This is a genomic window from Microvirga massiliensis (assembly GCF_001006805.1).
In the GTDB taxonomy this organism is placed as follows: domain Bacteria; phylum Pseudomonadota; class Alphaproteobacteria; order Rhizobiales; family Beijerinckiaceae; genus Microvirga; species Microvirga massiliensis.
In genome coordinates this window covers 618,388-637,940 of the sequence record NZ_LN811353.1, presented here as the reverse complement: position 1 = coordinate 637,940, position 19,553 = coordinate 618,388, and the positions used below count along the sequence as shown (strand labels likewise).

The 19,553-nt window shown below is 62.9% G+C and carries 17 protein-coding genes and 1 riboswitch; of the genes, 6 read left to right on the top strand and 11 right to left on the bottom strand.

Annotation, left to right across the window (positions count from 1 at the left end; genetic code table 11):
- The 3 genes from BN1233_RS15515 to BN1233_RS46910 form a co-directional block, all read right to left on the bottom strand.
- Positions 1-502 (bottom strand): sigma-70 family RNA polymerase sigma factor (locus BN1233_RS15515; protein WP_046864430.1); only part of this gene is annotated, 502 nt, incomplete at its 3' end.
- Between the two features lie 1,907 nt (positions 503-2,409).
- Positions 2,410-2,919, bottom strand: a complete 510-nt coding sequence (locus BN1233_RS15505) for a DUF4142 domain-containing protein (RefSeq protein WP_048709239.1) — start codon at positions 2,917-2,919, stop codon at positions 2,410-2,412.
- A gap of 219 nt (positions 2,920-3,138) precedes the next feature.
- Positions 3,139-3,699 (bottom strand): hypothetical protein, encoded by a 561-nt coding sequence (locus tag BN1233_RS46910; protein WP_147707271.1) that lies wholly within the window; start codon positions 3,697-3,699, stop codon positions 3,139-3,141.
- A gap of 319 nt (positions 3,700-4,018) precedes the next feature.
- Here BN1233_RS46910 and BN1233_RS15490 point away from each other — a divergent pair, with 319 nt between their 5' ends.
- From BN1233_RS15490 to BN1233_RS15475, 4 genes are read left to right on the top strand one after another with little or no spacing between them, the layout of a single operon-like run.
- Entirely contained in the window at positions 4,019-4,465 is a 447-nt protein-coding gene (locus BN1233_RS15490) for a response regulator (RefSeq protein WP_063776708.1), read from the top strand.
- Between the two features lie 44 nt (positions 4,466-4,509).
- The gene (locus BN1233_RS15485; protein WP_147707269.1) at positions 4,510-4,764 is read left to right on the top strand and encodes a SemiSWEET transporter; all 255 of its coding nucleotides are present in this window, start codon (positions 4,510-4,512) and stop codon (positions 4,762-4,764) included.
- Positions 4,765-4,799: 35 nt separating this feature from the next.
- Positions 4,800-5,525, top strand: a complete 726-nt coding sequence (locus tag BN1233_RS15480; protein WP_046864424.1) for an HAD family hydrolase — start codon at positions 4,800-4,802, stop codon at positions 5,523-5,525.
- The gene (locus BN1233_RS15475) at positions 5,500-5,748 is read left to right on the top strand and encodes a hypothetical protein (protein ID WP_046864423.1); all 249 of its coding nucleotides are present in this window, start codon (positions 5,500-5,502) and stop codon (positions 5,746-5,748) included. The genes BN1233_RS15480 and BN1233_RS15475 overlap by 26 nt, the downstream gene beginning before the upstream one ends.
- 293 nt (positions 5,749-6,041) lie before the next feature.
- Here BN1233_RS15475 and BN1233_RS15470 read toward each other — a convergent pair whose 3' ends face one another.
- The 3 genes from BN1233_RS15470 to BN1233_RS15465 form a co-directional block, all read right to left on the bottom strand.
- Complete coding sequence (locus tag BN1233_RS15470; protein WP_244470923.1) at positions 6,042-7,871, bottom strand: PHA/PHB synthase family protein; 1,830 nt, start codon at positions 7,869-7,871, stop codon at positions 6,042-6,044.
- Between the two features lie 462 nt (positions 7,872-8,333).
- Positions 8,334-8,552, bottom strand: a complete 219-nt coding sequence (locus BN1233_RS51090; protein ID WP_074078304.1) for a DUF2934 domain-containing protein — start codon at positions 8,550-8,552, stop codon at positions 8,334-8,336.
- A gap of 752 nt (positions 8,553-9,304) precedes the next feature.
- A complete protein-coding gene (locus BN1233_RS15465; protein WP_147707267.1) occupies positions 9,305-11,749 on the bottom strand; it encodes a class I SAM-dependent methyltransferase in 2,445 nt (814 codons plus the stop codon).
- 196 nt (positions 11,750-11,945) lie between these two features.
- Here BN1233_RS15465 and BN1233_RS46905 point away from each other — a divergent pair, with 196 nt between their 5' ends.
- A complete protein-coding gene (locus tag BN1233_RS46905; protein ID WP_154678266.1) occupies positions 11,946-12,104 on the top strand; it encodes a hypothetical protein in 159 nt (52 codons plus the stop codon).
- A gap of 100 nt (positions 12,105-12,204) precedes the next feature.
- Here the strand turns inward: BN1233_RS46905 and BN1233_RS46900 are convergent, their stop codons facing one another.
- The 5 genes from BN1233_RS46900 to phaP form a co-directional block, all read right to left on the bottom strand.
- On the bottom strand, positions 12,205-12,501 hold the full coding sequence (locus BN1233_RS46900; protein ID WP_147707265.1) for a hypothetical protein: 297 nt from the start codon (positions 12,499-12,501) through the stop codon (positions 12,205-12,207).
- Positions 12,502-12,891: 390 nt separating this feature from the next.
- Positions 12,892-14,547, bottom strand: a complete 1,656-nt coding sequence (locus tag BN1233_RS15455; RefSeq protein WP_244470922.1) for an acyl-CoA dehydrogenase family protein — start codon at positions 14,545-14,547, stop codon at positions 12,892-12,894.
- Positions 14,544-15,860: an SAM-dependent methyltransferase gene (locus BN1233_RS15450; protein WP_046864420.1), complete on the bottom strand. Its 1,317-nt coding sequence runs from the start codon at positions 15,858-15,860 to the stop codon at positions 14,544-14,546. The genes BN1233_RS15455 and BN1233_RS15450 overlap by 4 nt, the downstream gene beginning before the upstream one ends.
- Before the next feature lie 358 nt (positions 15,861-16,218).
- Positions 16,219-16,752 (bottom strand): hypothetical protein, encoded by a 534-nt coding sequence (locus BN1233_RS42940; protein WP_147707263.1) that lies wholly within the window; start codon positions 16,750-16,752, stop codon positions 16,219-16,221.
- A 286-nt stretch (positions 16,753-17,038) separates the two neighbouring features.
- Positions 17,039-18,040, bottom strand: coding sequence for a phasin family protein (gene phaP, locus BN1233_RS48375; protein ID WP_082145466.1), 1,002 nt, complete (start codon positions 18,038-18,040; stop codon positions 17,039-17,041).
- A gap of 330 nt (positions 18,041-18,370) precedes the next feature.
- Positions 18,371-18,473, top strand: a riboswitch (TPP riboswitch).
- Positions 18,474-18,534: 61 nt separating this feature from the next.
- Between phaP and thiB the strand changes: the two genes are divergently transcribed.
- Entirely contained in the window at positions 18,535-19,545 is a 1,011-nt protein-coding gene (thiB, locus tag BN1233_RS15435) for a thiamine ABC transporter substrate binding subunit (protein ID WP_046864419.1), read from the top strand.
- The last annotated feature ends 8 nt before the right edge of the window (positions 19,546-19,553 follow it).

Genomic DNA, 19,553 nt, shown 5'->3' with positions numbered 1-19,553 from the left:
GGAGGTGAAGGAGTTCAGCAAGTCGGGCGCGGGTGCGGTTGATCCGGCTCTTGACGGTGCCCAACCTGGTCCCGCAGATCCGGGCAATCTCCTCGTATCTCAATCCCTGTGCCCCCGCGAGGAGAATGACCTCGCGCTGCTCGGGAGGGAGCCGCGCAAGAGCCCCTGCGAGGTCTCGCAGGTTGAGGTTTTCATCCTGTCCGGGGAGGGTCGAGAGCATGCCGGCCATCACGCCGTCCGGGTCCTCGATTTCCCGTCTTCTCCTGCGCCTGAACGAGTAGAACTGATTGCGGAGGATCGTGAAGAGCCACGCCCGCAAGTTGGTGCCCGGCTCGAATTTATCGATCTTGCTCAGCCCTCGGACAATCGTCTCCTGCACGAGGTCATCGGCATGATCGACATTGCCCGTCAGCGAGATCGCAAAAGCGCGCAGTGACGGAAGGGTCTCAAGAAGGCTGTCGCGCAACTCAGACGAAAGAGCCGGTCCAGAAGCTTGAGCCATGGTCGACTTCCATGTTCGGACAGGAACAGGTCGCTAGCCGCTGGACGCTTTTGCCCGAACCGAAAGCGACATCCTGTAAATGGGACCACGAGCATCGCGGTTCCAAGGTGACGCAAGTATATGACCAACAAGGAGTAATGAATTAACGAATGTTATTAGCCACCACGGCTCAGGCGGGCTTTTGCTGCTCCATTAACTTATGTTTATATTGACAAGTGCTCTCGCGGATACCCAAACATTGTACGACGCGCGTGCTGTGGGCGGCCCGTGTCTAACTCAAGCTGGAGCGCGATAGCGGGTTCTCTGCGAAAGAGGGGCATGGATCAGAAACGCTCTCCAGACCCCCTTATCGCCCGAGCCGACGGGGCTCTCCGCGAGAATGTGCAGCTCCGAGAGGAAGTCCGTCAGCAGGCGCAGCGGGCGCGGGACCTCCTCGCGTCTCTTCGTGGCCCGATCCGAATGTCCCGGCAGGCGCAAGCCGAAACCTGGTGGCGCCTGAAATCACCGGATCTGACTTGAAGCTCTGCCACGCTGGCCTCGAGCCGGACTTGGACCTGTGCCCGAACGGGCGCATGATGCTGCCATCACCGGCCGATCCGAACCCGTAGGCGCCGGTGGCTGAGAGACCCGTGGGCTCCCGCCTGCATGGCCGAGGAGCGCCCTCATGCCCAACCTGCACCAGGAACACGTGGATCTCGACACGGCTGATCGGCGATGAGATCGATACGTTCAATGTTGAATCGAAGCGCGGCGATCCTCACTTGCTGCTCAATCTCTATCGCTCTCTCATCGCTCTGCGCCGTTCTGGACCTGTCCTTCAGGCGGGCAGCTACGAGCCGCTGGGTCATCTCGGTGAAGCACTCGTCTACCGACGGCGCCTTGGGGACGGCACATTCCTCGTCACACTCAATTTCGGCCACGCTCCGGAGAATGTGCCGATGAGCCGGAGCGGGACCACAAGCCTCTCCACACCAATCTCGATCGTTCGGATGAAACGATCGTCGACGCCCTACGGCTATGTCCCAACGAGAGCCTTATTGTGGAGTGTCGTCGGGCCGCGCCGCTTTCGGGGCTTAGACAATCTTGTCACGAATGCGCTGAGGACTAGATGCCGCGGATATCCAGACCCCTCGCTAGTGGTAGTATTCCAGGTACGTCGCTCAGCTGCCTCGGAGTTCGATCGAAAGCTCTACGGGTGTCATGTGTGCTGGAAAGGAACTCGCCGTTCGCAGGAGTGCATCTCCGGAACTTGCGAGAACTCTGTCCGTTACCTGCGTCCAAGTTCGGTCTGGAAGCAACGCCCGCATGAAACCGTTCCCTGTACTCCTCTTCGTCACCACTGTCGCGACAGGTGCCATGGCGCAGCCGGGACCGACGACCTGAGACATGACTCGCGCTCAAGCGAGGAGTCTCGTGGCCTCCCGAGGCGCGGTCGTGCTGCGCACAGGACCTGGAACCTACGACCGCTATGTTCGCGATGCGAGCTTCTGCGCGGTGGCAGAAGCACCTAAAAGTGCCTGGGTGAGAACCGCCGACGTCGCTCACTGTCCGGTTGGGGGCACCTGCCGGCCGAGTGAAATCGAAAACGGGCATTAAGAAGGAGCAGGTCCCTCACCGTCTCTCAACGTCCGGAGCATTCTCGAATAGCCGCGCAGTTCCGGACGGATACCGCTTGGTCCTGATCGGTTGCTGTTTTCCCGCGGCGATGCAGGACGTTAACGGGTCGGCTCTCGCGATTGCGGAAGGCTGCGCCAACACTTCAGCCGGGGGTGCGCTGGCGTGCTCGTCACGATCAATAGGAGATCGACGCAGCCTCACGCGGTCGCGGCACCCGTAACGTATCCGGCCAAGCTATAGCCAATTAGGGACGCGGCGAGTGGCCCGTCGCTCGTCACGACACAGAAGACTTACCTCATCCTGGACTGGATGTCCTCCAGCAGGGCGATGTGCTCGACGACTATGGTGCGGGCGAGTTTCGCGACATTCAGGTGCTCGCGGTTTTGCGGGTTTCCTTGCAGATATTGCGTCTGGACTTGCAGAAGTGCGCTGTGCCCCTCCATCTGCCCCTGAAGGTATTGACTGTCGAAGGCCTCGCCTGCTTGGGAATTCTGGAGCCTCTGGATCATCTCCTGGCTTTGGGCGTCGATCTGAACGGGCGGGGCACTGGCCGAGGCGGCGCCGGTCTGCCCTGATTGGGACGAAGAGCCGGTCGCCGCTGTGGTGGCGGGCTCCGTCATCGTGTGGAGGACCTCGGCGAGCGTCGCCTGCTCCCGCACCTCGAAGGTCGCGAACCTCTTCAGGTCTGCATTCTGCGCCTTCTGCTGGGCAATCCGACTCGTCTCGAGGGCCACTAGGCCGAGCTGCAACGTTTGCTGCATGTGCTCCATGTCAGCCTGAGCCATCCCCTGGCTGCCCATGCGGGTCGCTCCGGATCCTGAACTGCTGGTTCCTCCGGCTGCTCCACTGGTGCCATGTGGTTGTCTGGCAGAGGGGGATCCACTGGTCTGCGCAAGCGCGGGGGCGGCAGCGGCGGCGGCCAAGCCCGTCAGGACGACTCGACGATCCATGGTGCATCTCCTGCTGTGCTGTAAGGAACTCAACGCAGGCAAGCCATCATGCCGAGGGGGCGCTGTTGATCAGCAGCGATCGCAAATGCTCTTGGTGGCTCTATCGCTCTGCTCCTGCGCCCGCTGCTCCTTCTCGGTTTCCGGCCCGATGTTGCCGAGACCGGTCTGGTTGCCCAGGGAGCCGCCGGCCCCCGCGCCCTGCCGGGGAGCACCGGAATTGGCTGCACCTGGATTACCGACGGAGCCTGTCATGCCCGGTGCGGGAATCGGCGGCGTCAACGCTCTCCCGGCCGCGCTGTTCGAGTTCGGACCGCCGGTGGATTGCTGGGCCGCACTGTCGGAGGTTGTACCGCCCGTGGACCGTTGGGTCGCACCCGTAGAGCTTGGCGCTTGGTTCGACGGCATGCCGGCTGATCCGGTGTTTCCCGTGCCCGTCGCGCCGCCGCTCGGGGATCCGGCGCCACCCATGCCGGAGCCCGCCGCACCGCCTGCGCCGCCTGCGCTGCCCGCAGAACCACCGCTGCCGGAGCCACCGCCACCCCCGCCTCCAGCCTGGGCGAAAGCCACCGGTGTTGCTGCGAGCGACAACGCCGTAACGAGCGCCAGTGCCTGTAATCGATGGGAGATCATGAACTCCTCCGGAGCGTGCCGATGCAATCGATAGCGGACAACCTTCAGATGGAGCTTGGGGTTTCAGCTTGGCTTGCGATTCAAGGCGATCGGCCTTCACGCAGCGGAGACCGCTTGAGATGCTCGGAATTGGATCGCTAACGGGCGACTGACACGACCACTGGCACAGGTGGCGCCTTCCATGTCCCGCCGACCGCCCGCCCAGCAGTTTGCTGCGGACGACGGCGGGGGCGAGGCGTTTTTTGGCTCCCCCTCTGCGCCCAAGCTGAAACTTACCTTGCGGCGGTTCGTTGTTTCGCGCCCCAGGGGAGCTACGCGCATGCTGAGCGGAGTCCGGATTCTCGTTGTCGAGGATGAACCGGTCGTAGCAATCGATCTTGCCGAGACCGTGAGCGAGGGGGAAGCCGAGGTCCTAGGGCCCTGCTCCACGATTGCAGAGGCCCGTCAGCTCGCACGCACGCAACGAGTCGATGCGGCGATCCTGGACATCAGCCTGCGCGATGGGGACATCACGCCGGTGCTGGAGGCGCTCCTGGCACGCGGCGTGCCGGTACTCGTCTATACAGGTGGCGAACTCCCAGTAGGTCTGCGCAACCGGCATCCCGATCTCATCGTCCTCCATAAACCGCTCCAGCCCAGCCGCTTGCTTCTCGAGCTCAAACGCGTGCGCCGTCACGCTGAGGCTGCAGCCTCCCGCCAAGTGGACAGCTGCGTCCCAATCGGCGGAGCTCCAAGAAACCGGACTGGGAACCCTGGAGTGGGGTAGCACGTTAGCCGCCCTTTCCCGGACTGGCACTTTCCCGAATTGACATGGCTCTTCTCGATTATGCCGGCTACGCTGCTGCCCTGTGCACGACCTCGGCGTATGTGCCCCAAGTCTTGCGGGTATGGCGGACTCGCTCGACGCAAGACATCTCGCTCAGGATGTTCCTTGTTTTGGTCACTGGCCTCAGCCTTTGGCTGGTCTATGGCCTCTGGAAGGGCGAGATCCCGCTGATTGCTGCAAACAGCGTTACCCTGATGCTCGCGAGCACCATCCTCTACTTCAAGATCAAGCATGGGTAGGAGGGCGGGCCCTCCTCACCGCACGGGATCGTTCAATGGTTTCCGCCGTAATCTTCGACATCGATGGAACACTGATCGACACAGTCGATTTGCATGCCGCCTGCTGGGTCGAGGCGCTCAAGCATTACGGGGTCGATATTCCATTCGAGGACATGCGAGTACAGATCGGCAAGGGCGGCGATCAGATCCTGCATGGTCTCCTCCCTCCCGGCATGATTGCCGAGCGAGGCGAAGAGATCCAGGCGTTCCGGAGCGACCTGTTCAAGCGCGATTACATCGACAAGGCCCGCGCTTTTCCGGGCGTACGGGAGCTGTTCGAGCAGATCAGGGCGTCGGGGCAACGGGCTGTGCTTGCCTCCTCGGGGACGGCCGAAGAGGTGGATCGCTACAAGGAGATCGCAGGGATCGCCGATCTGATCGATGATGCCACGTCATCGGATGATGCCCGGAGGTCGAAGCCGTTTCCGGACATCTTCCAGGCTGCCTTGGCGAAGCTCGCCCCTCTCCCTCCAGATGAGGCTATCGTTGTGGGTGATACCCCCTATGACGCGGAGGCTGCCCGCAAGGCCGGCTTGAGGTCCATAGGTGTTCTCTGCGGCGGCTTTCCCGAAGAGGCGTTGCGATCTGCAGGCTGCGTTGCCGTCTACCAGGACCCTTCCGATCTGCTGGAACGATACGATCAATCCCCGCTTGCTCGCAGTGTGGTCGAGCCGGCTCCCCAGGACAGAAGCCCCCATGCCCCGCGAGCTCACAGACGCTGACGGGGTCACGTGGTCCTGCGCCCAAGCCTTTGCCGGCCTCGGCAACGATCCCGAGAAGGCCGAGGCTGCACGCGTCGAGGGATCAGGCGATCATTTCCACGTGGTCTGCACGCCGAGCGGCAGGGCCAAGTCCGTGCGACTGGAACTCCCAAGTGGCTGGGAGGAAAGCTGCACGGACGAGGAGATCCTGAAGGCCATCCACTCACGGCTTGCTGAAGAGTAGATGAGCGGCTCCGATGGCTGGTTTCCTGAGAAAGCCCACCACTGGCTTCTGGGATTTTGCGCCAGACGGTGAACTCCTGACACCTTGCTGGTTCTAAATACAGGTCAAACGTGGCTTCCTGATCGCACCCGGATTACGGCTGGCCCATGCGCCCGCCGACCTCTGAAGCTTCCGCCACCTGTTTATTTCTCCAGGACATAGGTACCCGGCGCATCCTGCAACGGCGGGTGTTGTGCGCTGCCCATGGCTGGTGGCGCCTGTCTCGGGCCCGAACGGGCCGCGAGCCAAGCCGTCTAGTCGGACCACCAGCTTCCCTCGTGCCGGGTCGCTGACTTGAGCCATTGCGCGGGGCTGCTCACGACTGTGCCGCCAGCGTCCTGGGTCCAGTAGCTGCCTTTCCCTCCCGGAGGATTGATGATTCCTGCAATGTGACCGCTGGAGGCAAGCACGAACCGCACGTCTCCCCCGAACAGCTGGGTGATGCGCCAGGCCGCGTCCCACGGTACGATGTGGTCCTTTTCGGCTCCGACCGCATAGACGTCTTGCTGGATCCGCCCGAGATCAATCGGCTCGCTCTTGAGCGTGACCTTGCCGGGCTCGATGAGGTTATTCTCGACGTAGGTGTTGCGCAGATACCAGCTGTGGGCCGCACGGGTCATGCGGGTTCCATCGCTGTTCCAGTACAGGAGATCGAAGGCGGGTGGCTTGTTGCCCATGAGGTAGTTGTTGACCACGTTGGCCCAGATCAGGTCGTTCGACCGCAGCAGGTTGAACATGTTGGCCATTTCACGGCTATCGAGATAGCCGCGGTCCATCATCTGCTGCTCAATGAGATCGAGGGCCGGCTCATCCATGAAGACGGCTGTATCGCCGACGCGCGAGAAGTCCTGCAGCGAGACCATGAAGCTTGCGGCGTTGAATCGCGCGTCGCCCTTGGCTGCCAGTGCGGCCAGCGTCAGCGTCAGCAGAGTCCCGCCGATGCAATAGCCCATCACGTTCACGGTCGGGCTGCCCGTGATCTCGCGCACGACATCGCTCGCCTCAAGCGGACCCAGATCCATGTAGTCCTCGATGCCAATCTCATCCATCGAAGCATCAGGGTTCTTCCAGGAGATCACAAACACTGTGAACCCCTGGCCGACCAGGTGGCGCACCATGCTGTTCTTGGGCTGCATGTCGAGGATGTAGTATTTGTTGATCCAGGGCGGCACGATCAGCAGCGGGATCTGGTGAACTTGCTCGGTCGTGGGCTCATACTGAATCAGCTCGATCAGGCGATTGCGGTGGACCACCTTTCCGGGCGTGAGCGCCAGGTTGCGCCCCGGGGCGAAGGCCTCCGCGTCGACCATGGTGAGGCGCCCGGCGCTCAGATCAGCCATCAGGTTGCTGGCTCCGGCGACAACACTGGCGCCGCCGGTCTCGACGGCTCTTTGAAGGGCGGCCGGGTTCGACAGCAGGATGAGGGTTGGGCTCATCGCATCGACGAACTGACGCAGGTGGAAGCAGATGCGCCGTCGTTCGGCCTCATCCATATCGCCGACGTCGCTCTGCTCCAGGAGCCAATCCGAGGCGAGCAGATAGACCTCGCGAAGGGTGCGATAGACGGGGTTGGTGTGCCACTCGGGGGCGGCAAACCGCTTGTCGGCTGCGGCGGGCGGCGCTGCCGCGGACGATGCTCCGGCCAGACCCAGCCAGCGCTGGCCGGCCTCCTGCCAGGTGGTAAGCGCCGAGCGCCACAGGTCCTGGTTCAGGTCGACTACAGCTTGAGCGGCTCTGGGCTTTCCCAGAGAGCGGAGCCACACCATGCGCAGAGCCCGGGCAACCTCAGCCCAGTCGACGGGCACGACCTCGCGCAGAGGATTGACGTTCCACATCTGGTCGATTGCCCGGAGCGTCGGATCCTGCGATAGGCTCACCTGGAACTGCTTGATCGCGCCGTCGAACATGCGTGCGGCAGGAGTATCGGTCGTCATCTCCCACCATGACCGCCCCTGATCGAAGGAGGTTTGGGCAGAGCCGGGCATCTGGCCCATCCAGGACGCCCACAGGCCCAGCATGACATCAGGCCCCGGCACATCGATGCCGGCCTGCGGCTCAACCTTGTCCGTATCCTTGCCAGCCATGCACTTCCTCCAAGGTGACACTTTCACTGATCGGGTTCTCTCCCTAAGACGCCATCCTGCTCTTTCACCAGCAACAGGCTGACAGAGGCGTTCGGCCGAGTTGCCCTGCCTTCCACGTCGCGAACGCGTAACCAGAAGGCAACGCACGAAGCCACCGAATAGCTTCACGTGAGCTCTCGAGAGCAAAAGCTGCCCTGGCTCGTCGCCGGTATGGATCTGTTACTCGGAACCAGCGGCTGTCACTCCCGCCATCCTGTTCGCGCGCATCCCATACGGGATACCGAGACGCTCATGCGCCGAGTACAACGCTTACGGTGAGCTATTCGCGATGGTGAACCAGCGAAACCTGTGCCCGCCCCACGGGCTTGTTGTGTGATGAGCGATCTGGGCGATCCTCGTTTGCATTAGGAACTTTGGCCGAAAGAGAGCGCAACTACGCTGCTCTTCGACCTACCCATGCTTTCAGTCCGAGCTGTCAGCGGTACCTGCATCGGCTGTCTCAGCCGCTCTGACGGCATCGGCCGGAGTAGCTTCCTGGACAGTCGCCTCACTCCGAGTTCGAGCACCTTGACGCAACTCTTGCTGCGCGCGTAGCCAATGCTCTGTAGGATTTCCCGTGCGTCCTTCGCTCTCCCAAATTTCGTAAGCTCTGAGACGGATCGCTTCCAAATCTTCGTCCATGGCTCACTCCCTGTTCTCTGCCCGACTAACTCGGCGGGGATCAGATAGTTGCCTGGGCAGCATTAAACAGATGCGACGAAATCCCCGCTTCGGCGCCAATGAGCAAAGACACCGCAAATCCATTTTCCCTCTGGACGATTACGGCGGAATTTGATCTTAATTTCTTTGGTGCGCTTTTACATTCAAGAACAATTACTTGACAATTCCCGCAGCGACTCAGACTGCCGGCTCCCCGACCGATGTTGGCGGACCGATACAGTAAACAGTGGCTCCCGAACTTAGCGAACGACCGGCATCCTCCCGATTGAGGCTGCACTGCGTATTCTGGCGCCCTTTCGGACGATCAATCGGCCTACGCTATCACGCACCCGCCCCTGTCGGGATCAGCGGCATAACGGACTGCTCCCTGAAAGACATCACCGATGCTGGCGTGGCAACTCGGACAGAGCTCATCTCGGCCGCGATAGCGTCAGCACCTCGCCGGCTGCCTGTTGCCCCGCAGCCCAGCATTGAGCCTGTAGGCTGTACCAGTCACGTGAGGATCAATCCGGACCTGTCGGCACCGGATTTATACTCACTGCCCATTTTCGATTTCACTCGGCCGGTGAGCAATGGCTGCCGTGCTCTCCACCCCATGACGATGATATCGGCCCATTGCGACCTCCAGGAGTTTAGCGTGTGTGCCAATCTCCAAGGGCGGACTTTGTTCCAGCGTCCTTGCCGACTGCACCAAGACGGCGCTGCAGTTTCAGCTACGAAGGCACGATGCTGCTGCGCAATTCCGATATACCTGCAAGCAGCAGAGCCGGCCCAGGCAGCAGCAGATAACAGAGCGCTCCGATCCTTAGCGTCGTGTCGATCCCGAACTCGATGCTGGTCAGCACCGCAACGCTGGCAGCCAGGACACCCGCGGCGCCGTTGACACCCCAGAACCACGGTGTCGGGCGCTCGTCGATCATCGAGACCAGCCGCATTCCCGTTGGAAATCCGAAGCCCATGAGGAAGCCAGCCGGAGCAAGGACCAGGACGGCGAGCCCTGCCCTGAGCAGAAGCCCTGCGCTCTCGAGACCGAGCAGGGCAGCGGGAAGCCACACGGGCAGGAGCAGGAGATAGAGGCTCGTCACGGCCGACCATCCGATCATTCTGGCGCGGCTGTCCAGCGGGAAGCGCTCGGAGACCAAGCTGCCAATGCCGGTCGAGAGGATCAGGCTGAAGAGAACGACGCTGAGCGCATAGACCGGATGGCCCAGGAAGACGCTGATCCGCTGGAGCAGGGCGATCTCGGTCATCATGAAGCCGATTCCGATCAGGGCGAAATAGGCTGTTCCGGCGATCGTCAGCGTCGACGCTGCCGTGGTCACAGTCGATCGAAGCGGCACGATGATCGTGGCGACGACGAGAAGCGCCGAGATGAGGATCAACATCGCGAGCGTGAGCGTCGCGCTGAGATTTCCGGCATAGACACCGCCGGTGGAGGCATGCGCGAAGAGATCCTCGTCGAGCAGGCTCGCGAGCCGCAGCTGGTTGAAGAAGAACGGGCGCGCATCGGTCGGCGCGCTCAGATCGAGATACGAGCTCCGGACGGCACGCCGAAGAGCTTCGTGATCGGATGCAGAGACGATGCTGTCGAGGAGCGGCGAAGCCGCCGGCATCTGCGGCGCGAGCAGCACGGCGTAATCGTAGGTCGCCGCCGCTTGCCGGAGCGCCGCCAGCGCTTCATCCGAAAGGGGTGACCGCGACAGCACGAGTGTCGCGACGTTGCGCGATGCGCCGAGGAACAGATGCCGCTTCGGCTCGGACACGCCGAGATCCTGCAGCGTTGCGACCGCAAGGCTCACCATGCGGCCGGTCTCGTTGACCTCGCCGGGGGCATACCACCGGCTCACCGTGAACACGCCCTGCGGCGTCAGGCGATCGAGGAAGATCCGCCAGGCCTCCACGGTGTAGAGACCGTTCTCGGACAGCGTGAAGGCGCCCGCGCCTGTCGCCGCCCAGGTATCGATCAGGCTCATCTGGATGAGATCGAAGGCGCGGCGGGTTCGGGCGAACCAGCTTCGCGCCTCGTCGACCTCAAAGGTGATGCCCGGATGCGTTCCGATCGCGGTGTAGTCGGCCAGGCGCCGCGTCAGCAGATCGATGAAGATCGGGTTGATCTCGACCCCGACCACGTCCGAGAGGCCATGCAGACGGGCCGACAACAGATCGCGGCCGCCTCCGACGCCGATGACGGCTCCCGTCGTCAGGCCGGGGATTGCATAAGCGAGATTCGTCACGTCGTAGCGCAGGAAGGCGAGATCCTGCAGATCGCCCGGGAATCGGTAGACGGCCGTTCCCGCACCGCCGTCGATGTTCATCCAGCGCTGCTCGATTTCCGAAGGCACGAAGCGGGACGACGGGCCCCAGAGAGCCGGCGATGATGCCTGGCTATGCCCGACGGTAATGCGCGAGAACGAGTTCCACTTCTCGTAGGCGATGGTCTCCGGTCGTTCGATGGCGTCCTTGACGATCGTGGGCCGGATGCCCTTGTCCGTGAGGGAGTTGGCCAGCGCGAGGAGAGCAAGGCCGCCGAGCACGACGGCACGCGATCGAAAGAATGTGGCCCCGATCGTGCTACCGGACGGGACGCTAGCGCCCCCTGCCGAGGCGAAGAGCAGACCGGCGACGGCGGTGAGCACTGCGATCCAGAGCACCGCGGATGGGCCGCTGACGAGGTTCAGGAGGGCCAGGGCTCCGAGGCATCCGAGCGCCGCGCCGACGAGATCGGCTCCGTAGACGATCCCGATCGGATAGGGACTGCGCGTCAGGGCAAGGCTGACGACGATCCCCGAGAAGAAGAAGGGCAGCGAGAGCGCCACCGCGAATTCCGCCCAGACGACGAGCGACATCACCGAGGTCGGCAGGCTCGTGACGACGGTGAGCTGGACCAGGAGCGCAAGGACGGTCCCGAGGGCGAAACCGATCGATGCGACGCTCAAATGATAGGAAAGCTGCTCCCGGCGATATGTTTCGGGACGAAGATAGACCCATACCGCGCCGACGGTGAGCCCGAACATCGCGATGCTGATGATGAAGAAGGCGAGATGATACCAGGATGTCACCGAGATGATCCTGGTTTCGACGATCTGCAGCATCAGGGTCGAGGCCGTGACCAGGCCGAGCCCTGCATAGAACGGTAGACGTTGCGCAAATGATCGCACGGCCGCCTCCATGTCTCGACACGCCGACTTCTCCAGGGGCTGAGCCAGCCTTTCAGGCCGAGCTCAGTGTGGGGCGGCCGAATGCACGATCCTCCCACAAGACCACGCCATCGTCAGCCCGGAAGCGATGTTCTCGCCCGGCCCTCCGGTGTCGGGAGTTCCGGTGGGACGACACGGCGAATCAGGACGCCTTGAGATGCCGCCGCTCGCTCAGTTTCTGAAGGATCTTGCGGATATGTTCGCGGATGCGCTCTGCATCCTGGGTGGAAGCGGTCTGATGCTGGCTCGGCACGGGATCGTCTCGGCTGCTCGGCGTGACGTCTCTCAGGTCCTGCTTAGTAGATACCAATTGTGACGCAACGTAAACCCATGTCGAAAGTTATACTTGAAAGCCTCGCCATAACAGCAATGCTGCCGCATACGAGGAGCGCGCCGACAGAACGACTACGCGTGAATCAGACCGTGAGCCCGTGAATCAGGATGGCCAGCGCCACGACCAGGATTGCGGCTCCAATATAGCCTTCGAACTCCACGTGGCCGAACCGCGCTTCGGTCCAATGGCGGATCGTCCGGGCCCGATTCCGAAGCCCGAGCCGGGCCTCGAGTTGCTGCAGCAGAGTCAGGCCATCCGCGGTCCAGGAGACGAGCCTGGATTGCATGTGCCGGGCGCGCTCTCGTAAGGATACCAGCATCGGAGCGGCAAGAGGCGCAATTCTATCAGCCAGATTGCGGGCCTGCTCGATGTACTCCATCGCCCTCTTGCGGAATTTGATTGTCGCCGCCGGGCCAGTAGAACGGATCCATCTCGATCCTGCATCTGCCCAAACAGCGATCCGGGCTAAAGCTCCGCGCAAATCCTCGACCAGAACCGATCTGCGGTCCCGAAATTCAATACCTCTTTCGAGGAAGATGGGCTGCGCGCGCACCCCCTGCCTGATCTCGATCGGTGACATGCCCCCTCCGCGATTCGCTCGCTGTTCCTGTGGTGGCGCCGCGAGTTCCCCACAATTGAGGCGAGTTCTGGGCGCAATTTGACCGAAATCGTAAAAAATTCAACATGTGCCGCAACTGTCACCCTCAAGCGACTTCTTCGGGACTTCACCCGTCCAGATCCTCCTTTTGGAGGAGCATTTCCCAAGGACTCACCCGGATTGCGGGCGGTGGCGTTCGATGATGGCGCGGAGATCGACCCCGGCCGGCAGCGTGCCCAGCGCACGCCCATGATCGCCCTGGAGGCGCGTCGCACAGAATGCGTCGGCAATGACGGGATCACCGTGCCGGATTAGGACCGCGGCCTGCAGAGCGGTCCCCATGCGCTCGACGATCCGCCGCGCGCGCAGTTCGGCATCGCCGGAATCGGCGAGTTCCTGTTTCAGAGCATCGATGCAGGCATCGAGCCGCGGTTCTGCGCCGGCAGTGAGCGCAAGCTCGGCGAAGAAGGCATCGAGCGCGCCCGGCCCCTGTCTCGTGGCCCGCAGGACATCGAGCGCGTTGACATTGCCGGAGCCTTCCCAAATCGAGTTGAGTGGTGCGTCCCGGTAGAGGCGCGGGAGGCCAGATTCCTCGACGTAGCCATTGCCGCCAAGACACTCGAGCGCCTCGCCGATGCTCCAGATCGCACTCTTGCAGATCCAGTATTTCGAAACCGCGGTCGCGAGACGCTTGAAACGGGCCTGCTGCTCATCGCCGGCCGCATCGTCATAGGCGCGCGCCAGACGCATACCGATGAGAGTGGCGGCCTCGGATTCAATACAGAGATCCGCCAACACGTTCTGCATGAGGGGCTGCTCAATCAGCCGACGGCCGAATGCGGAACGGTGCGCCGCATGATGCGTCGCCTCGGCCACGGCGGCGCGCAGAAGCCCGGCCGAATTGAGCACGCAATCGAGGCGCGTGTGATTGACCATCTCGATGATGACCGGCACGCCCCGGCCCTCGTCACCGATCATGCGGGCCCATGCGCCATCGAACTCGACCTCCGCCGAGGCGTTGGAGCGGTTCCCGAGCTTGTCCTTCAGGCGGTTGATCCAAAAGGCATTCCGGTTGCCGTCCGGCGTCCAGCGCGGGAGGAGGAAGCAGGAGAGCCCGCCCTCGGCCTGTGCGAGCACCAGGAAAGCGTCGCACATCGGAGCGGAGCAGAACCATTTGTGGCCCGTGATCACGTATTCGGCGCCCGGCCCGCTTCGACCGAGCGGTTGCGCGATGGTCGTGTTGGCCCGCACATCGCTGCCGCCCTGGCGCTCGGTCATCGCCATGCCGCACAAGGCTCCGGCCTTCTCCTCGGCCGGAACGAAACGCGGGTCATAATGAGGCGAAACGAGCCGAGGCACCCACTCCTCGGCGATCTCGGGCTGCTGCCGCAAGGCCGGTACGGCCGCGGAGGTCATGGAGATGGGACAGCAATGCCCGGCTTCGGTCCCGCTGGCGACGAGCATCAGCGCGGCGCGCGCGACATGGGCCCCCGGCCGTGGCTCGGCCCAAGGCAGCGCATGCGTGCCGCTCCGCCGCGCCAGTTCCATGAGGCTGTGCCAGGCAGGATGGAATTCGACCTCGTCGATGCGATTGCCGTAGCGATCATGGGTGCGCAGGACCGGCGGATGCTCGTTGGCGAGGCGGCCCCAGTCCTGCGCCTCTGCGCCTGCAGCCTGCCCCAATGCGACGAGGCGATCTTCGGCCCAGGCCGCCCCTTCCCGCCGGACCGCTTCGACGAGCGGGCGATTATCGAGGTAGCGATTACTGCCGCGCAGGGGTGGCGGCTGGTTGAAGTCGTTGCCCGATCCGGCCTCGCGCGGCATCATGGGTCATATTGGCGAGGGGGCGCGGCGGCGCTCGCCTCACGCTGCGCCCCGATCCGGGACGGTTGCGCCGGAGCCTCACCGACCGTCCGATGCGAACGCGCGTCCCACTCCTTGAGGGCAACCTCCTCCTGGATCATGTAATTCCGCTGCAGCGGCAAGATATCGTTGCGCTTCGTCAGCTGAAGCTGGAAGACGACGAGGTCTTCCAACCGGAAGGCGGCCTCGAAAGCGGCAAGATAGAACTCCCACATCCGGCAGAAGCGCTCGTCATAGAGCCGTGCGGCCTCATCCCGGCGGCTGAGGAACCGCTCGCGCCAGGCGCGCAGCGTCAACGCATAGTGCAGCCGGAGCACTTCGAGGTCGGTCAGGGCCAAGCCGGAGCGCTCGAGCACGGGAGCGATTTCGGACAGAGTCGGAATGTGGCCGCCCGGAAAGATGTAACGGGTGATCCACGGATTCGGCCCGCAAGGCTCGCCGGTGCGCCCGATCGTGTGGAGCAGCATCACGCCATCGTCGGCGAGCAACCGCGCGCAGGTCTGGAAGAATGCGCCGTAGGAGGCCCATCCGACGTGCTCGAACATCCCGACGGAGACGATCCGGTCGAACGTGCCCTCGACCTTGCGGTAGTCCTGCAATGCGAAGCGAACCCGCTCGGACAGGCCGGCCTTCTCGACACGCTCACGCGAATAGGCGAGCTGTTCGTGAGACAGGGTCACGCCCAGTGCTTCGCCGGCCCGTGCCGTTTCGACCAGGTATTGAGCGAGGCCACCCCACCCGCTTCCGATGTCCAGCACGCGGTGACCCGGCCTCACGCGAAGCTTCGATGCGATATGGCGCTTCTTGGCCTTCTGCGCCTCGTCGAGCGACTGATCGGGATACTCGAAATAGGCGCAGGAATATTGCCGGTCGGCATCGAGGAAGAGATCGTAGAGGCGGCCGTCGAGATCGTAGTGATGAGCCACGTTGCGCTGCGCTCTCGCGGCCGTGTTGGCAGGCGCCAGCCGCCAGCGGAGCTCTCGTATGGCCTTGAAGGGATGAAACCTGAAGAAGGATCGCGCGCCACCCGCGTCGCGAAGGAGCAGGTCGAGGAGTTCGTAGATCGAGCCGCGCTCTACATCGAGGCGCCCATCCATATACAGCTCGCCAAGCCGCAACTCCGGATCGAGCAGCAGCACCCAGATCGCGCGCTCGTCGGCGAGGCGAAGCGTGACATGAGGCGCCGTCCCGTCGCCGAATGTCAGGCGCGCACCGCTGGGCGTCAGCACTTCGAGGGAACCCTGGCGAACGACACGGGAGAATGCCGCCTGAAGCATTCGGTCCGCTCGGTTTCGCCCGACACGTATCCTCAACGCTCGACCTGCGCAGACTCAAACAAAGATAATAATACGTCATGTAAGCTGAATTTTCCAGGAGAACCACTCGTCTCACGAAGTGCGAGAAAGCGATTCCTCCCTGTGGATAATGCACAATTCGGATTCGGCAGAGGCACGAATAGTGCAGGCCTGCAGCCCCGATTCCTGGACATCGGCGCAAACGGAACCACGGCCTGGAACAGCAGGCCGGCACATAACGCTCGATCACGAATTTCTCCTCACCTTGAAGGAGCAAGGAGAAACTCAAATAGTTCTACGCGTCAGCCGCGACGATCGCCCGGGATATTGCCGGGATCGATCAGCCCATCCTGGCCGCGCGTTCTCTGCGCATCAGATCGCGACCGTCTCTTGCCCGGACACGCCGTCCGTCCCAGTCCGAATGGGTCGAACGTCCGTAGACGAGCCAAGCGATGCCATATCCGACCGCGCCGGCGACCAGCAGGGCCGCTACGGGATATTCCCCGACGCTCCGGCTCACGGCCTCGCGGCCCTCACGGTAATAACGCTCCGCCTCGGGCAGACGGCGTCGTCCCGCTTCGAGATATTGCTCGCCGCGCCGGTAAACCTCCTGGGCAAGGCCAGCCGCCTGCCCTGCAATCTGGCCAGCCGTTTGCCTGGCCTGGGTATAGAGATCGTCGGCAGAGGATGGGGCCTGCTGATGCTCATCATCGCAACGACCGGCCACGCTCTTGGCGCCCGTCGTCGTCCAGGCCGGAGGATCGCTCGCGGGAAAACTATCCTCGAGCGTACCGTCCACAAGCCTCTGCTGCATCTTCTTGAGATCGCTCTCCGCACCCTGAGTGCGGTTCTGCTCGGTACCACTTTCCATCACGTGAGCCTCCTGGAGGGTCTGCGGAACTCCTTCCGATCGCGAGGGGCAGCATGAATTCGAAGCAACACCCTGACGCGGCCTGAGGGAGCCCAAGCGTGTCCGTTCTCTACGGGGACCAACACACTCCCTGCAGCAGGAGTTCCGGTGTAGCCGTTCGAAGAGAAAATCCCCGCCCGGCTCTCGCCGGGCGGGGCGGATTCGTGATGACGCAGCCCCGTGCACCCGGACCTTGCCCGCAGGCCGATTCCGGAGTGCCAGGGGAACATCGAATTCAATCTCCGGGACGTCAGATCGCCTGTCGCTGAGCGGCATCCATGCGGCGTGCGATCATTCGCGTCGCCTCGTTCGTGACCCGCGCCGACATTTCGGACAGCTTCCGCGTGCTGTCCACATTCTGCTGCAGATTGGCCCGCAGGAGCTCGCCCTGTGCAGCCATGAGGTCCGGGAGCGACCGGCACCGCGCCAGCGCATTAAATCCGTCCAGATTCTTGGCCACCCGTTCCTGTACCAGATCCAGCCATTCGCGCGACAACTCTTGAATGCCCTGTGCAAAGATCAAGCCTGCCTCACCGATGGCGGCAATGCTCTGCGATGACTGGCGGGTCAGATCCTGCCTCTGCAGGCCGGAATGGCCGAACATCTGCAGGGCCTGCTCCGTCGAACGCTCCGCCCAGGTCGAAACCGCGCCGACCTGTTGCTCGATTGCGCTCTGGGCAGTCTGCAGAACGCCTCGAGTGATGCTGCTGGCATCGTCCATCATGGCCTCGGCGGAGCGCTGAACCTCGTTGGCCTGTTCGCGGGCGCGCCGCGCCTCTTGGCGCCGCTCCTCGGCTTCTGCGCGTCGGCTCTCCTCGATCTCCGCCTTCTCGGTCTCGATCCTTTCGACGATCGCCTGAGCCTCCTCGTCACTCAAGGCCTTCAGGATGGCCGGGAGGAACTCCTTCTTGTCGTCACGGACATGCTGCTGGAACACCTTCTTGAGTTCCACAATCTTGGTTCCGAATTCCTCGCTCTCCTTCGGAATCTGCTCGAGCTCTGCCAAAAGCTTCCTCGTCTCGCGATTGTCGGCGAGCGCGTCGGCCACGAGCCCTTTCAGATCCTTGTGCTTCTTCAGGACCGGGAAAAGATGCTCCTCTTCGAGCGACGCGAGGAGTTCGAGCTCTGCCTTCAGCTCACCGAACAGCCGCTCGCGGGTCTTGACGGCATTGTCGGAAGTATCGGCGAGCTTGGTGAGAAGGTCGTTTGCCTTGGCCGGACTCGTCTGGATGAGTTGCCTGATCGTTGCCATGGGTCTCTCCTGCAAAGGTATGTAATGCTGCCTTGGTCGCTGCGTTCGGCAGGCACAGCGGCTGGAGGCGTTATGGGACGCGGCGAAGCGCGTCGTAAGAAACTGGATTCACTCGAATGCTGCAGCGCAGCATTCCGTCAACAGCCCTGGCGCGCATTGGTTCCAGCCGCCCCGCGCACCGATGCAAAGGTGCGACGAATTGCGACCCTGCCCTTCTTCGGAACGCTGTTCCTGCCAGCCCCAGTCGAAGTCCGTGTCCGGGAGGCGTCGCGTTCTCGGGCACCGGCCCACGCAAACCCTTGTTTCTATGGAACCGCAGCAGTAGAACCGCTAGGCCTCACGGGGTGCCCGCACGGGCTGAGAGGCAAGTTCCGCCAACCCGTTGAACCTGATCCGGGTCATGCCGGCGTAGGGATCGAGCGTGATCACCGAAGTTGCGGCACGCACTTCCTCTCTCGCCGTCCTGGCTGGTCGCTGCGCGGGAGGAAAGCAGGATGTCGTTCACGTTCTTGCGTATGATCGTCGCTTTGGCGCTCGGATTGCTTGCGGGCCCGAGCATCGCACAGACCAAACCCGTTCTCACCGTCTACAGCTATGGGTCCTTCGTCGGAAAATACGGACCCGGCCAGACGATCAAGGAGCGGTTCGAAGCCGTCTGCGGGTGCGAGCTCGCCTGGGTCAGCGCGGAAGATGCCGGCAGCCTCGTGGGTCGCCTGCGACTCGAGGGTGAGTCGACCAAGGCGGATGTCGTGCTCGGCCTCGACCTGAATCTCGCCGCTGAAGCGAAGAACTTGGGTCTCTTCGCGAAGCATGACGTATCGACCAGCAATCTCGCGCTTCCAATCACCTGGTCGGACGAATTCCTGCTCCCGTTCGACTGGGGCTATCTCGCTTTCGTCTACGACACGAACCGCCTCGAGACGCCACCCACGAGCCTGAAAGATCTCGTCGCGAGCCCGAACGGGCCGACGATCGTCATCGAGGATCCACGCACCTCTGCGCCCGGGCTCGGGCTGCTGCTGTGGATGCGACAGGTCTACGGCGATGATGCCGGAGAGGCATGGCAGATGCTGAAGCCGCGCATCATGACGGTCACTAAAGGCTGGTCCGAGGCCTATAGCCTGTTCCTGAAAGGAGAGGCCGACATGGTGCTCTCCTATTCGACATCGCCCGCTTATCACATCGGTGTCGAGAAGAAGCACAACTACAAGGCCGCTCCCTTCGCCGAGGGTCATTATCTTCACGTGGAACTGGCCGGCATGACGCGCATGGCGAAGAATCCGGAGCTCGCCCGCCGCTTTCTGTCTTTCATGCTCTCCGAACCGTTCCAGTCTGCGATCCCAGAGGGCAACTGGATGTATCCGGCGGTGACGCCGGCCTCCGGGCTGCCTACGTCCTTTGCGGATCTCGTCAAGCCCACGAAGGCGCTCCTGTTCACGCCGGAAGAGGTTCAGAGCCGACGCCGCGCATTCATTGATGAATGGCTGAACGCCACGGCCCGCTGACAAGGCCG

Bases quoted from the DNA above. Each gene is read 5' to 3' on its own strand.
- BN1233_RS51090 (WP_074078304.1), bottom strand. From the start codon at position 8,552: ATGGACGAAGATTTGGAAGCGATCCGTCTCAGAGCTTACGAAATTTGG.
- BN1233_RS15505 (WP_048709239.1), bottom strand. From the start codon at position 2,919: ATGGGCAGCCAGGGGATGGCTCAGGCTGACATGGAGCACATGCAGCAA.
- BN1233_RS15455 (WP_244470922.1), bottom strand. From the start codon at position 14,547: ATGATGCCGCGCGAGGCCGGATCGGGCAACGACTTCAACCAGCCGCCA.
- BN1233_RS15475 (WP_046864423.1), top strand. From the start codon at position 5,500: ATGCCCCGCGAGCTCACAGACGCTGACGGGGTCACGTGGTCCTGCGCC.
- BN1233_RS15470 (WP_244470923.1), bottom strand. From the start codon at position 7,871: ATGGCTGGCAAGGATACGGACAAGGTTGAGCCGCAGGCCGGCATCGAT.
- thiB (WP_046864419.1), top strand. From the start codon at position 18,535: ATGTCGTTCACGTTCTTGCGTATGATCGTCGCTTTGGCGCTCGGATTG.
- BN1233_RS46910 (WP_147707271.1), bottom strand. From the start codon at position 3,699: ATGATCTCCCATCGATTACAGGCACTGGCGCTCGTTACGGCGTTGTCG.
- BN1233_RS15480 (WP_046864424.1), top strand. From the start codon at position 4,800: ATGGTTTCCGCCGTAATCTTCGACATCGATGGAACACTGATCGACACA.
- BN1233_RS46900 (WP_147707265.1), bottom strand. From the start codon at position 12,501: ATGGAGTACATCGAGCAGGCCCGCAATCTGGCTGATAGAATTGCGCCT.
- BN1233_RS15490 (WP_063776708.1), top strand. From the start codon at position 4,019: ATGCTGAGCGGAGTCCGGATTCTCGTTGTCGAGGATGAACCGGTCGTA.
- BN1233_RS15450 (WP_046864420.1), bottom strand. From the start codon at position 15,860: ATGCTTCAGGCGGCATTCTCCCGTGTCGTTCGCCAGGGTTCCCTCGAA.
- BN1233_RS46905 (WP_154678266.1), top strand. From the start codon at position 11,946: ATGCCGCCGCTCGCTCAGTTTCTGAAGGATCTTGCGGATATGTTCGCG.
- phaP (WP_082145466.1), bottom strand. From the start codon at position 18,040: ATGGCAACGATCAGGCAACTCATCCAGACGAGTCCGGCCAAGGCAAAC.
- BN1233_RS15485 (WP_147707269.1), top strand. From the start codon at position 4,510: ATGGCTCTTCTCGATTATGCCGGCTACGCTGCTGCCCTGTGCACGACC.